This is a genomic window from Hymenobacter gummosus (genome assembly GCF_003970915.1).
Taxonomy (GTDB): domain Bacteria; phylum Bacteroidota; class Bacteroidia; order Cytophagales; family Hymenobacteraceae; genus Solirubrum; species Solirubrum gummosum.
In genome coordinates this window covers 52786-65007 of record NZ_RXOF01000007.1, presented here as the reverse complement: position 1 = coordinate 65007, position 12222 = coordinate 52786, and the positions used below count along the sequence as shown (strand labels likewise).

General features: G+C 66.0%; 10 protein-coding genes. 2 read left to right on the top strand and 8 right to left on the bottom strand.

From position 1 onward, the window contains the following. Positions 1-3: 3 nt before the first annotated feature. Complete coding sequence (locus EJV47_RS13530) at positions 4-1743, bottom strand: ABC transporter substrate-binding protein (protein ID WP_126693694.1); 1740 nt, start codon at positions 1741-1743, stop codon at positions 4-6. Between the two features lie 62 nt (positions 1744-1805). Continuing rightward, entirely contained in the window at positions 1806-2030 is a 225-nt protein-coding gene (locus EJV47_RS13525; RefSeq protein ID WP_126693693.1) for a hypothetical protein, read from the bottom strand. A gap of 413 nt (positions 2031-2443) precedes the next feature. Between EJV47_RS13525 and EJV47_RS13520 the strand changes: the two genes are divergently transcribed. Beyond that, complete coding sequence (locus tag EJV47_RS13520) at positions 2444-3928, top strand: hypothetical protein (RefSeq protein ID WP_126693692.1); 1485 nt, start codon at positions 2444-2446, stop codon at positions 3926-3928. On the opposite strand, the gene EJV47_RS13515 is transcribed toward EJV47_RS13520, so the two are convergent. The 5 genes from EJV47_RS13515 to EJV47_RS13495 all read right to left on the bottom strand — a co-directional run bounded on the left by EJV47_RS13515 (position 3925) and on the right by EJV47_RS13495 (position 10658). Then, complete coding sequence (locus EJV47_RS13515; protein WP_126693691.1) at positions 3925-4281, bottom strand: hypothetical protein; 357 nt, start codon at positions 4279-4281, stop codon at positions 3925-3927. The two genes, EJV47_RS13520 and EJV47_RS13515, sit on opposite strands and share 4 nt — an antisense overlap. A gap of 233 nt (positions 4282-4514) precedes the next feature. Further along, a complete protein-coding gene (locus EJV47_RS13510) occupies positions 4515-5138 on the bottom strand; it encodes a PKD domain-containing protein (RefSeq protein WP_126693690.1) in 624 nt (207 codons plus the stop codon). An 18-nt stretch (positions 5139-5156) separates the two neighbouring features. Continuing rightward, positions 5157-5882: a LytR/AlgR family response regulator transcription factor gene (locus tag EJV47_RS13505; RefSeq protein ID WP_126693689.1), complete on the bottom strand. Its 726-nt coding sequence runs from the start codon at positions 5880-5882 to the stop codon at positions 5157-5159. Between the two features lie 35 nt (positions 5883-5917). Beyond that, entirely contained in the window at positions 5918-9580 is a 3663-nt protein-coding gene (locus EJV47_RS13500) for a hybrid sensor histidine kinase/response regulator (RefSeq protein WP_165903753.1), read from the bottom strand. Positions 9581-9680: 100 nt separating this feature from the next. Beyond that, positions 9681-10658 carry a hypothetical protein gene (locus EJV47_RS13495; RefSeq protein ID WP_126693687.1) on the bottom strand — a complete coding sequence of 326 codons (978 nt, stop codon included), beginning with the start codon at positions 10656-10658 and terminating at the stop codon, positions 9681-9683. A gap of 225 nt (positions 10659-10883) precedes the next feature. Here EJV47_RS13495 and EJV47_RS13490 point away from each other — a divergent pair, with 225 nt between their 5' ends. Continuing rightward, the gene (locus tag EJV47_RS13490) at positions 10884-11462 is read left to right on the top strand and encodes a DinB family protein (RefSeq protein WP_126693686.1); all 579 of its coding nucleotides are present in this window, start codon (positions 10884-10886) and stop codon (positions 11460-11462) included. A 3-nt stretch (positions 11463-11465) separates the two neighbouring features. Here EJV47_RS13490 and EJV47_RS13485 read toward each other — a convergent pair whose 3' ends face one another. Further along, the gene (locus tag EJV47_RS13485; RefSeq protein ID WP_126693685.1) at positions 11466-12176 is read right to left on the bottom strand and encodes an outer membrane beta-barrel protein; all 711 of its coding nucleotides are present in this window, start codon (positions 12174-12176) and stop codon (positions 11466-11468) included. Between the last annotated feature and the right edge of the window lie 46 nt (positions 12177-12222).

The following is a 12222-nucleotide window of genomic DNA, read 5'->3' as shown; positions in this document are numbered from 1 at the left end:
GCGCTACTGCCGGGCCGGCGGAGCCAGGCGGAAGGAACTGATATCGTAGCCGGGCTCCAGGCCGCTCGGGCGCACGTTCTCGAAGCGCCGGGATACAGCCAGCCGGTTGGGCTCGAAGAACAGCGGGGTAAACGGCACTTCCTGATATAATAGGGTCTGCAGCCGCCGGAGCAGCCGGGCTTTGCCCACCGAATCTTCCGTGGCGTAGATGGTTTCGAGCAGCTGGTCGGAAGCCGCGTTGCCGAAGCGGCTGCGGTTGGCACCCTGGCTGCCGATGCTGCGCGTATGGAGCAGCGGGCGCAAGTCGTAGGAAAACGGGTTGCCGTACAAGGTGCGCAGGCTGAGGTCAAACTCCCCGTTGCGGCGCAGCTCAGACAGCCGCCCCGCTTCGGTGGGCTGCAGCGTCACGGTCAGGCCAACCTGGCGGGCACTCTGCTGGAAAAGCAAGGCAATGGTTTCGTACGTCCGGTCGCCGGCGCCGTACACGAGCTTGAGTGCGAGCGGGTTTTGCTGCTGCGGGTGCCGCCAGCCATCGGCAGTGCGCTGCCAGCCGGCTTGCCGGAGCAGCTCAGCGGCCTGCGACGGGGCGTAGGGGCGCAGGGGCAGACTATCGTGGTAGGCCCACCGCTCGTGCGGGCTGATAAGGCTTGTGCTGCGTTGGCCCTGCCCGTACTGGGTAGCGCGCAGCAAACGGTTGTAATCTACCAGCAGCGCCAGGGCCTGGCGGGTGCGGGCGTCGCGCAGCGCGGGTTGCTGCACGTTCATTTCCAGCACGGCCACGCGGTAAGAGGCCGGGGAATAAAAACGGAAACTGGCGCTATCAGTGGTTTGCAGGCGGGCGAAATCCGCCCCGGGCATGTGCGGGTACACGTCCAGCTTGCCCCGGCGCAGGGCCAGCAGCGCCGTTGCCGGGTTGGGCACCACGTGAAACTCGATGCGGCCGGGCTGGGCCGTCCAGGCCGGGGTTTTCGGACTGATGTCGTCCGCCCACCAGTGCGACTTGCGCACGAACGTCACTTGTTGACCCACTTGCCAGCTAGCCAGCTCGTAGGCGCCGCTGCCGCGCAAGGTGCGCGCATCGCGCCAGCGGGCGGCCTGGTTGAAGGCCGTTTGAAAAGCGCGGACCGCCGGCAATTTGCCCACCGCGCTGTCGGGCTGGGCCAGCTGCCGCAGCGAAAGGGCGCTTAGGTGTCCCGGCGCATCCAGCAGGTATTCGGGCAGAATCGGAAAGTCCCCGCTGTTGAAGCTGTAGTCGGGAGCGTAGCCGCGGCACACGAAGGTGAAGCGGCGCGGGTCGGCGGCGTCCAGCTGCACCTCCCGAATGAAGCTTACGAGGCCCCGCAGGCTTTCATTGGGCAAGCCCGGGCAGTTCAGCACCTTGAGCGTGAAGACCACGTCGCGGGCTACTACTGGCTGGCCGTTGTCCCAGCGCGCCCGCGGATGCAGGCGGTAATGCAGGTAGGTCAGCGAGTCGCGCTGTTCGACTTTGGGCAGCGCGGTAACCAGCCACGGTACGTGCCGGCGCGTGACGCCATCTACCGTCAGCAAGCTCTGGTAGAGCAGGTTGTTGGCCTGCACGGCGTAGGCATTAGGCAGCGCCACCGGGTTCAGCGACTCTGGGTCGCGGGGCCAGCACACCCGCACGGTGGGGGCAGCGGCCGAATCGGAGGTGGCGGGGGAGGAACAAGCGGCGAGGCCAAGGATACCGCTGATTAGGCCCCAAACGACGGCAAATCGGAGCATGGGCAGGAGCTGTTCCGCTCAGGGAAGGCCCGCCAAGTTACCACGTGCCGCCGAAAACTGGCTTATTGACCTTCGCCCCAGCCGCTGCCGCCGGTGAAAGAAGACGTCGTGGAGGGAGGAGGGGTGGTCGTCGGGGTGTTTTGGCCTTCGCCCCAGCCGCTGCCGCCGGTGTCGGCCGACGAAGTCGTGGTGGTCGTGGAGGGAGGGAGAGCTTCACGGGAGCTAGCATCGGTACTAGCAAATACCGAGTTGAACTGCAGGAAGGCGGCGAGTAGGAGTTCGAGCATGACCGTGTTTTTTGTTGGTGTCAAATGTTTGATTGACACAAAGTTGGGTCATGCCTACCCCCCGGGTAAAGGAAGAAAGCTCTGTAGCTGTGACTATAATTCCGGCCCTATTGGGTGTAATTGTAAAAGAAGAAATGCCGTAGACCGAACCGGATTAATACTTACCAATGCTACTTTTACCAGCAAACGGCCGGCAGATGTGACAATTGCCGACTGAAAAAGGCCCAATTCTCAGAATGCAAAGCTGCGACCGGGCAGCTGACAAATTCAAGGAAAAGCAGCGGCGCGCTGTGACTTGGCCTTTGCGGGCCCAAAAGCCGCGTCGATTGCCGATTTGAGCCACAAAACGCGCCTGAGCTATGAATGAGTTGGTGAATTTGGCCAAGGTTGTGACGAACCGGCGGCTAACGACTGTGCCACTGATTGAGTTCGACAGCCGCGGTCAGGCCCGTACACGCGAGGAGGAGCTGCTGGAAATCCTGCTGGCCGACGCCAACGTCAGCAATCTGCAAGTAGCCAAGCGGATATACAACAGTGGCTCGGCCAAAACCCAGGCTACCGTGCGCAAGCTCAAGCAGCGACTGCAGCAGAAGCTGCTGAATCACCTGTTTTTCCTCGACCACACCGACCCGCGGCACCCGGCTTTCCGGCGCTACGAGCAGCAGTGCCTGGAAATGATTTACCAAGCCAATATGCTGCTGCGGGAAGGCGAGCGGGTGCTGCTGCCGCAGATTCTGCGCAAAGTGGCCCGGCTGGCGGAAGAAGGCGAGTTTACCCAGCACGCCATCAGCGCCTGGGACATGCTGCGGGCCATCAGCATCGAAACCAACGACTACCCGCAGTACCGCAAGAGCGTGAAGCAGCTTGATAAGCTCAACCAGATCCTGCTGGTGGAGCAGCAGGCGCAGCGTCTGTTTCAGGAGGCAAAGATGGACTTGACGCGCTCCGTGTCGTCGCGGCGGCGGCTGCTGCAGCAGGTGCCCACCACCATCCGGCAGTTGGAAACGCTCTATAAGCAGCAGCCCACCTACAACGTGTACGACCCCTTGCTCAAGCTGCAGCTGATGCTGCAGGAGTTGGTGGGCAACTTCGAGGAAATCATTCGCATCACGGGGGAAGCGGAGGAGCTGTTTGCCAAGGGCAAGTTGAACGCCAAGCGTTTCGACAGCCGCTTCACCAAGTTCTACAACGTGTACGCGCACCTGCGCGCCCGGCGGCTGAAAGACGGCCTGGCCGTGGCCGAAGGCTACCTGTCGGCCTTTCACCGCTCCAGCAACAACTGGTTTGTGTTCCTGGAAAACTACTTTCTGCTGGCCATGCACGACGGCGACTACGCCCTGGCTGGCAGCCTGCTGCGGCGGATGCAGAACAACCCCTTCGTGACAAAAATATCGCAGCCGGCCCGGCAGCGCTGGGACTTGTTTCGGGCCTACCTGTTCTTCGTGCGGCCCGAGGAGGCCGGGCTGCGGCCGCTGCACTTCGCCCAGCTGGTGCAGCGCATCCCCGACCACAGCCGCGACAAGCAGGGCTACAACGTAGCCATCCTGATTCTGCAGTTTCTGCACTACCTGCGCGAGGGCAACATCGAGGCGCTGCTGGCGCGCCTGGAGAGCCTGCGCAAGTACGAAAACGCGCATTTGCGCGACGCCGCCACGCTGCGCAGCCGGCTGATGTTCCGGCTGCTGCAACTGACGGTAAAGGAAAACTTCGACCCGAAGGCCTGCGAGAAAAAAGGGCAGGCGTTGCTAAGTCGTCTGCAGGAAACGCCCCCGCCGGGCGAGGCCTTCGCCGAAATAGAGATTATCCCTTACGAAAGCCTCTGGCAGCAAACCTTGCTGATGCTGCAACACATGGCCGAACTGCAGCAGCAGCGCGAGCGGCTTAGCCGCCTGGCTTAGGGCTTGGCGGCCGTGGCGTTGGCCGGAGCGGTGGCCGCCCACTGCTCGAAACGCTGGAACTGAGCCGGCGTGAGCAGGCCCTTCAGGCTTTCGCGGTACTCCTGGTTGACGGCCGCCAGTTTGGGCTGGCGCATGGCTTCGTCGCCGGCGTACATGCGGTCGATTTCCTGTTCTCTCTCCATGCGGCTGAGCGCGAGCTTTTTCACCTGCAGCATGCGGGCCGGGTCGAGGCCAATCTGCGGGGCGAGGGCGCGGGCGTACTCGGTAGCGCGCTGCGCAGGCGAGGGCGTATCCTGAGCAAAAGCGGTGGTGAGGCTGAAAGTCAGAAGAGCAGCGGCAACAAGCGTTTTCATGGTGGAGGACTTGGTATTTTGAGTAGAACGTGTTGGATCGGCGGGACAAAGTAAACGAGTTATTTTGACATTGTGAACTTTTGTAATAAATATTTGTACTGAAACATTCGGGGGCTGAAGAAACTACCCGGCTAGTACAATCAATTGGGCAAAGTCATAACGCGGCAAAGCCCGGCTTATTGACCGGGCTGCGCGAAAAAGGCGGAAAGTAGACTTGGAAAACTAAAGCCGCATCAGGGAAGTACCACAATGGGCCGGCTCACGCAGTGGCTGTCGGGGCAGGGGTCGGGGCCGTTGGCCCGCAGGCTCATGCGTACCTCAAAGCGGCCGGGCTTACGAAAGGCGTGCGTGACGCGGCGGCCATTGGTGACTAAACCGTCGCGAAAGTCCCAGAGTACCACGGTGTTGGTGCAGGGCGGAATCTGGGCCTGGCTGGCGTCGAACACCACGGCCTGGCCCACGCGCACGGTGTCGGTGGAGAGGGTGAAATCGATGAGCGGCTCGAGGGTGAAGTCCACGGGGTAGGTTTGCTCGGCCTGGCGCAGCTGCCCGGTACGCTCGTCGAGCACGTCGAGCTGGATAAGGTAGCGCTTCCGTTCGCGGTAGCAGTGCGAGATGACCGGCCCCGTGAGCGTGGTGCCGTCACCCATCTGCCAGCGGTAGGTGAGAGGGCCGGCGGCCGGGTCGATGGAGCGGCGAGCATCCAGGTCGACGCAGGGCTCGGGCACCTGCGGGACGGGACAGGCCACGCTGAGCGTGTCGCCGGCCTGCTGGGCGGCGGCGGGCAGGGCCGGCAGGAGCAACAGCAGCGGAGCAGCGCGGAACAAACGCGGTGGTGTGGGCAGGCGGAGCGGCATGGCGGCGGGCGGAAGCGGCTAAAACTTGTTGAGGCGCTGCAATACCTCGCGCATGTAGGTCTGGCCGATGGGCAGGTGCTTGCCGTCGATAACCACCGCGTTGTCGTCGATGGCCTGTACGTGGCGCAGGTTGACGATGGTGGAGCGGTGAATGCGCACGAACTGCTGGGGCGGAAACTTCTCCTCCACGGCGCGCATGGTGCTGTACACGATAAGCTTCTGCTGGTTGGTGACCAAGTGCACGTAGTCGCCCAGGGCCTCCACGTAGCGGATGTCGTCGAAGGCCACGCGCACCAGCTTGTTGTCGACCTTGACGAAGGTGTGGTCGGTGGTGATGGGGCCGCCGCTGGGAGTAGCGGCAGCAGGCGTCTGGGCAGTTTCGAGGGCTTTCTGGGCGGCTTTCAGAAAGCGGGCGTAGGCCACCGGCTTCACCAGGTAATCGACCACGCGGTGCTCGAAAGCGGCCACGGCGTACTCGCGGCTGCTGGTGACCATGATAACCATGGGCGGCTCGACGAGGGTATCAAGCAAATCGAGGCCGGACATCTGGGGCATGTCCACGTCGAGGAAGAGCAAGTCGACGGGCGTGGTGCGCAGGGCGGCGGCGGCTTCGATGGCACTGGCGCAGCTGCCCGCCGATTCCAGAAAATCAGTGTGGCTGATGCAGTTCTGAATTACCTGAATGGCCAGCGGGTCGTCGTCGACTACAAGGCAGCGCAGAGCGGTGGGAGCGGTGTTTGGCATAAGCCAAAGTTAGGCGGGCCGGCGACAAAAGCCAGCTAGGCCGGGGTGGAGGCGTCGCGGCGGCGGGCCAGCACGGGGTAGAGCTGCGCCAGCTGCTGCTGGGCGGCCGCGGCCCGGGCTTCGGCATCGGGTGGTAGCTGCTGCTTGGCCTGCTGCTCCAGCTGGTTTAGTTGCTCGTGCAGCTCGGGCAGGCCGAAGTACGCCAGCTGACCCTTGATGCGGTGGGCGGTGCTGGCCACGGCGGGGGCATCGGCGGCCGCGGCGGCGTGGCGGAGCTGCTCGGTGAGGGGCGGCACGTCGCGCAGGAAGGTGTCGATGATCTGGGCAATGAACGCCTCGTTGCCAAAGGCCAGCTCTTCCAGCAGGCTCCAGTCGAGCTGCGGCGCGGCGGGGCCGGCGGCAATTGGAGCGGCCGGAAGCTGAGCGGGTAGCGGAGCCGCCGCGGCGTCATTGGCCGGTAGCGCGGAATCCGTAGCGGGCCGGGCGCGGCCGGTAAACTGGGCCAGGCTGGCGTAGAGCACGGCCGGGTCGAAGGGCTTGGGCAGGGTGTCGTTCATGCCCGCGGCCAGGGCCAGGGCGCGGTCTTCGGGCAGGGCCGAGGCGGTGAGGCCGATGATGGGCAGCGCGGCGGCGTCGGGGAAGCGCAGGCGCAGCTGGCGCGAGGCCTCGTAGCCGTCCATTTCGGGCATCTGCACGTCCATAAGCACCGCGTCAAAAGCTTCGGCCGCGGCGGCTTCCACGGCCAGGCGGCCGTTGGCAGCAATGACGACCTGCACGTTCCAGGCTTCCAGGGTTTTGCGGGCCACCAGCTGGTTGAGGTCGTTGTCTTCGGCCACCAGCACCCGCAGGGGCAGCTCGAAGGGGCGCAGCTCGGTGGGCGTATCGGCGGGCAGCAGGGCCGGGTCGGCTTCCTCGTAGGGCAGCTCGAAGCTGAAGGTAGAGCCCTGGCCCACGGTGCTTTCCACCCAGAGGCGGCCGCCGTGCAGCTCCACCAGGTTGCGGGCAATGCTCAGGCCCAGGCCGGTGCCGCCGAACTGCCGGGTGGTGCTGGTGTTGGCCTGAGAGAAGTCCTCGAAAATGGCGTCGAGCTTGTCGGCCGGGATGCCGATGCCGGTGTCCTGCACCGCGAAGCGCACCCGCCACTGCCCGGCCGCGGCCCCCGGCTCGGCCCCAACGCGCACCGTAACGGCGCCGGCGGTGGTGAACTTGATGGCGTTGCCGATGAGGTTGACCAGCACCTGATTCAGGCGCACCGGGTCGCCGAAAACGGCCGGGGGCACCTCGGGCGCCAGCTCCAGGCGCAGCTGCAGATTCTTGGTGGCGGTGGCAAACTCGAACATGCGCCCCACCCGTTGCAGCAGCCCGCGCAGCCCGAACGGCGTACGTTCCAGGGTCATCTTACCGGCCTCGATTTTGGAGGAGTCGAGGATGTCGTTGATGATGGTGAGCAGGTTCTGCGAGGAGCCCTGAATGGCAGCCAGGTACTCGGTCTGCTCGTTGTTGGTGGGCGTGCGCTGCAGCAGGTGCGTCAGGCCGATGACGGCATTCATCGGCGTGCGGATTTCGTGGCTCATGTTGGCCAGAAACTGCGCTTTGGCCTTGCGGGAGGCCTCGGCCGCGTCGCGGGCCAGCACCAGGTCGGCGTTGATTTCCTCGATGTGGGCCTTCTGCCGCCGCAGCTCCTGGGTCCGCTCACGCACCGTCAGCTCCAGCTGCAGCTTCTGGCGGCGCAACGTGGCTTCGCGGGTGCGGATGAAAGCCCAGATAGCAGCCGCGGCGCCCAGCAGCACCAGGGCGGCAAACCACCCGGTACGCCAGAACGGGGTGGCAATGCCGAAGGGCAGCCGGACCGCGGCCGACCACGGCGCGCCGGCGTGCAGGCGCGCCCGAACTTCCAGCACGTAGCGGCCGGCGTCGAGGCGGGGAAACTGGGCTTCGGCCAGGGAGCTGGGGCGGCTCCAGTCTTCCTGGTAGCCGCGCAGGCGGTACTGGTACTGCAGCTCGGTGCCAGGGGCCAGGCTGAGGCCCCGGAAATCGAAGGCCACGCGGTGCAGGCCGGCCGGCAGCTGGCCCAGTGCGGCCGCCACGCGCGTTTCCCCGTCGACTTCGGCCCGGGTGATGAGAAGGCCGGCCAGCCGGGTGCCGGGAAACAGAGCTGAATCGGCGGTGCTGACGCGCAGCAGGCCGGTGCGGGAGGCTACCCAGACGGCCGGCTGCTGCACGCCCAGCGCGGCCATGGGCAGCAGGTCGCGCAGCAGCGGGTTGGCCGGTGAAGCCAGGGCCGCAAACCGCTTTTGCACTGGCTGATACGCGCTGAGGCCGTTTTGGTGGACTATTAGCAGCTGGTCGGGGTAGAAGCGGTTGGGCGCGTAGCGCGGGTTATAGGTACCGTGTGGGGCCTGGCCGGCCCGAAACTGCGTCAGGGCGTAGCAGTACATGGAGGGCAGGCCCTGGGCGGTGGTGTACTGGCGCAGGCGGCCGTGCTCGTAGCAGAACAGCCCGGCGCCCTCGGTGCCAATCCAGACGCGGCCGGCGCTGTCCTGGGCCAGGGCGCTGACGTCGAGGGCGCCGCTGGGGAAGCGGTGGTAGGCAAACTGCCCGCGCTGCCACACGGCCAGGCCGGTATCGTGGGTGCCAAACCACACGCGGCCTTCCCGGTCGCCGAGCAGGGTACGGATGCTGTTGTGCAGCAGGCCGTTGGCGGTGGTGTAGTGCTCGGCGGGGCGGGCCGGGTCGGCGGGCAGGTAGTAGGCGCCGTCGAGGGCAGTGCCTACCCACAGGCTACCATCGGGCAGGCGGGCCAGGGCGGTGGCGCGAAGGGCAGCGGGCAGGCGCGGAATGCACTGCCAGCCGGCGCTGCGCGTCAGCTCCCACACGCCCGCGCCGTCGGTGGCTACGCGGTAGCGCGCCGGCGCGTCCGGGCCAGCGGGCTGCACATCTAAAGCCGTGACGGGGGCCGGCACTTGCAGCGGTTGCCCGGCGCCGGCGTACAGCGGCTGGGCCAACGGCACCGGCGACTGAGTGGCGCGCAGGCCGTGGATTCGGCCCCCGGCGGAGCCATACAACGCTTGTACCCCGTCGCGGCCCAAGGCGGTCGGCGCCGTGAAATCCGGGCTACGATAGGGGTAGAACGTGAGGTGCCGGTCGGAGTGGCGCCACAGGCCCTGCCCGGCGGTGCCCAGCCAGGCGTTGCCTTCCCGGTCTTCCAGGAGGCAGGTAATGTCGGGCAGTTCCGTCAGCTGAAACCGTCGTTGGTAATTCCCAACAATGGCCGTATCGGGCGCCGGAATGCCCGTGGCGGCCCGAAAACCGGCCGGCAGCCTGGCCGATTTCGGCACCTTCACGAACCGCCGCCCGTCCCAGCGCGAGATGCCGCCCTGGTAGTGGTTCACCCAGAGCGCGTGCGCGGTGGTGTCCTCGTAGAGCCGGGTGGCAAAGTCCTCGGCCAGCCCGTTTTTGGTGGTGAAGGTGCGGAACTCGGTGCCGTCGTAGCGCACGAGGCCTTCCCCGGTGGCAATCCAGAGGTAGCCCTGCCGGTCCTGGTGCAGGGCGTAGACGAAGCTGGGCGCGAAGCCCTCGGCCGGGCCGAACGGCTGCAGCCAGTGCCGGGGCGCCTGGGGCTGCTGGGCGCGCAGGGGCCGGCCGCCCGCCAGGAGCAAGCCAATCAGCAGGCCGAAAACAAAGCGCAACCGAATCATTTTGGGAAGATACGGCCCCCCCGCAGCCCGACGGCTGAGGACTCGCCGAACCCGGCCGCGCGGCCGGTGAGCGGCCATCCTGGCTAGTCGGGTCGCGGGCTTAGCGGCGGCGGATTTTCACGTCCACATCGTAGCGGTACTTAGGCGGGCCGCCGAGCGGAATGGCGAAGAAGGGCAAGGCCGTGTCGTACTGGTCGGTGACGTAGAACACCAGGTCGTTGGAGGCGCGGGAGCGGCTGCTGATGCGCAGATCCACCGACAGGCCGTGCTCCTTTTCGCTGATAGTGTGGGTGCTGCTGGCCCACTTGTTGTCGCCCGATGCCACGGCGTCGTGCCCGTTTTTGGCCACCGAGAAAATCTTCATGCTGATATCGTCGTCAGCGTCGAAGTTGCTCTGCTTGATGCTGATGACGTGCTCGTTGATGAAGGGGTAGAGGTGCGTCACGGCGCCGCGCTCGGGCGTGAGGCGGAAGGCGTACTCGTAGGTAAAAGCGTTGCCGCCCTCCACGGGCACGTTCTGCGTAGGGCTGCTGCTCAGGAAAAAGCGGTACAGGTTGCCGTCGTCGCCCTTTTTGCCCTGCACCACCATCTTGAACACGTAGCCGTCGAAGTCGGGGACCAGCTCACCCTCCAGCGGGTTGAGCGGGCCGAAGGTGTACCACTGGTTGTCGTAACGCGCATCCTGCGCGAAGGTGACGGTTTTGAGCAGGGTGCCGGCGCGCAGGCCGGCGCGGGGCTCGGCGGCGCGGGCGTCGGCGTTGGAGTGGGCGCCGGCGCCGCCGTAGAGGCTGAACTCGGTCTGGGTGTTCCAGCCGAACTTGGCCTCGTCGTGCTTGCCGCCGCAGTCGGGGTCGAAGACGCGGATGTACAGGGGCTGGCGCCGGGCCTTGGGCACCAGGAAAAACATGGTCTGGGTGAAGTCGTCGTCGCCCCAGCTTTTATCGGCTTGGGCGCCGAAGGTGACGAGGTAGGCAATGTTTTCGCCCGGGTTGGGCACGGCCTGGGCGCGGGCCGCCGGGCCGCCCAACCAAGCAAACCCCAGCCCCAGCAGGCAACAGGACAGTAATAGACGCAGCATAAGCGGCAAGATAATAGCGCCGGCGGGCCGGACCGCTGAGCGGGAGCTAGAAGCCAGATCCTAAGCCGGTGAGCGGGGGCGGGCCGGTGGGCTCCGCGGCCGCGTAACGGCGCCGGTTCAACCCGCAGCGGCGTTTTCGCGTTGGCAAAAGCCGCGGGGCGCCGTAACTTGGGCAGGCCGAGTTGTATTTCGTTACCCGCCGCATCCGTACCACCCACCCCGCCGATGGCCGCGTCCACTGCTACCCATACCACTGAGTTTCTTGATCAGCTTACCCAGGCCGTGGCCGACATCCGCCGGGTGGCGCAGGCACGGTTTCGGCCGCTGGCCGAAGACCAGCTCAACCGCGGTCCGGCGCCCGGCAAGTGGAGCGTGGGCCAGTGCCTGGAGCACCTGAACATCATCGGCGGGCTGTACTTGCCGGTGATGAACCAGCGCATCCGCCGGGCCCTGGAGCGCGGCACCCAGCCGGCCGATACCGTCAAGCACGGCTACTTCGGCAAGAAGCTGACCGACTCCATGCTGGTGCCCGCCCGTGAAAAGCCCCTGAAGACGCCCCAGCAGTACGCGCCCAGCGGCTCGCGGCTGCCGCGCACCGTGGTGGAGGTATTTCTGCGCCAGCTCGACGACCTGGACCACCAGCTGCAGCAGGCGCGCAAAATCAACGCCAACGCCGTGCGCATCCCGAACGTCATCTTCCCGCTGCTGCGCCTGCGCCTCACCGACCAGTTTGCCTTCCTCGTTGCCCACCTGCAGCGCCACGTGGCGCAGGCCGAGCGCGTGCTTGATGCCCGGCCGCGCTAGGCCCTACTGCTGGCTAAGGGCGAACAGGTAGGTGAAGGCCACAAACACGGTGCTCTGCCGCTCTGTGCCCACTTCGCGCACCTTTTCGACAATGCGGTTGCTGAAGCCGTGGGTGTAGCCCGCCTGCAGCTGGCCGTGGCGCAGGCGGTAGCCCACGCCGCCCAGCACGCCCACGTCGTAGGGATGCACGCTGCTGTAGTACTCCGAGCCATCGGCCGCGAAACGGATGCCACCGCTGCCCGCGTAGCCGTCGATGCGCTGGCCGTTGAGGGTGGCGAGGTAGGCACCGTCGCCTTTGCCGCTGGCACCCAGCGCGGCGTAGGGACCGGCAAACAGCTGCCAGCCGCGGTCGGTGCCGTGGGTGTACACCAGTGGGAGCTGCAGCTCCACGTAGTTCAGCCGCTGGCGGTAGCGGAACTCGCGCACGTACGGTTGGCCGCCGGTGGTGCGCTGTTCGTCGCGGTCGGTGATGTAGCTGCCCTTGTGGGTGAAGAGCACCGAGGGCTGCACGGCCAGGCGGCCGAAGCGTTGCTCCAGCACTATCCCGGCCTGCAGGCCCCATTCGGGCTCGTAGGTAAGCGGCCGCTCAAAGGAAGTATTGCCGCGGTACCAGGCCGCGTTGTAGCCCAGGCGCGGCCCGATGCTGGTTTGGGCCGCGGCGCTATGTGCGCCAATTGCCAGCAGAAAGCCCAGGGAGAATACGAATCGGTGCATCAGATACGAGAAGGGGCGAGCGTGGTAACGCGTATAATCGCCGCCG

Bases quoted from the DNA above. Each gene is read 5' to 3' on its own strand.
- EJV47_RS13530 (WP_126693694.1), bottom strand. From the start codon at position 1,743: ATGCTCCGATTTGCCGTCGTTTGGGGCCTAATCAGCGGTATCCTTGGC.
- EJV47_RS13525 (WP_126693693.1), bottom strand. From the start codon at position 2,030: ATGCTCGAACTCCTACTCGCCGCCTTCCTGCAGTTCAACTCGGTATTT.
- EJV47_RS13515 (WP_126693691.1), bottom strand. From the start codon at position 4,281: ATGAAAACGCTTGTTGCCGCTGCTCTTCTGACTTTCAGCCTCACCACC.
- EJV47_RS13510 (WP_126693690.1), bottom strand. From the start codon at position 5,138: ATGCCGCTCCGCCTGCCCACACCACCGCGTTTGTTCCGCGCTGCTCCG.
- EJV47_RS13505 (WP_126693689.1), bottom strand. From the start codon at position 5,882: ATGCCAAACACCGCTCCCACCGCTCTGCGCTGCCTTGTAGTCGACGAC.
- EJV47_RS13500 (WP_165903753.1), bottom strand. From the start codon at position 9,580: ATGATTCGGTTGCGCTTTGTTTTCGGCCTGCTGATTGGCTTGCTCCTG.
- EJV47_RS13495 (WP_126693687.1), bottom strand. From the start codon at position 10,658: ATGCTGCGTCTATTACTGTCCTGTTGCCTGCTGGGGCTGGGGTTTGCT.
- EJV47_RS13490 (WP_126693686.1), top strand. From the start codon at position 10,884: ATGGCCGCGTCCACTGCTACCCATACCACTGAGTTTCTTGATCAGCTT.
- EJV47_RS13485 (WP_126693685.1), bottom strand. From the start codon at position 12,176: ATGCACCGATTCGTATTCTCCCTGGGCTTTCTGCTGGCAATTGGCGCA.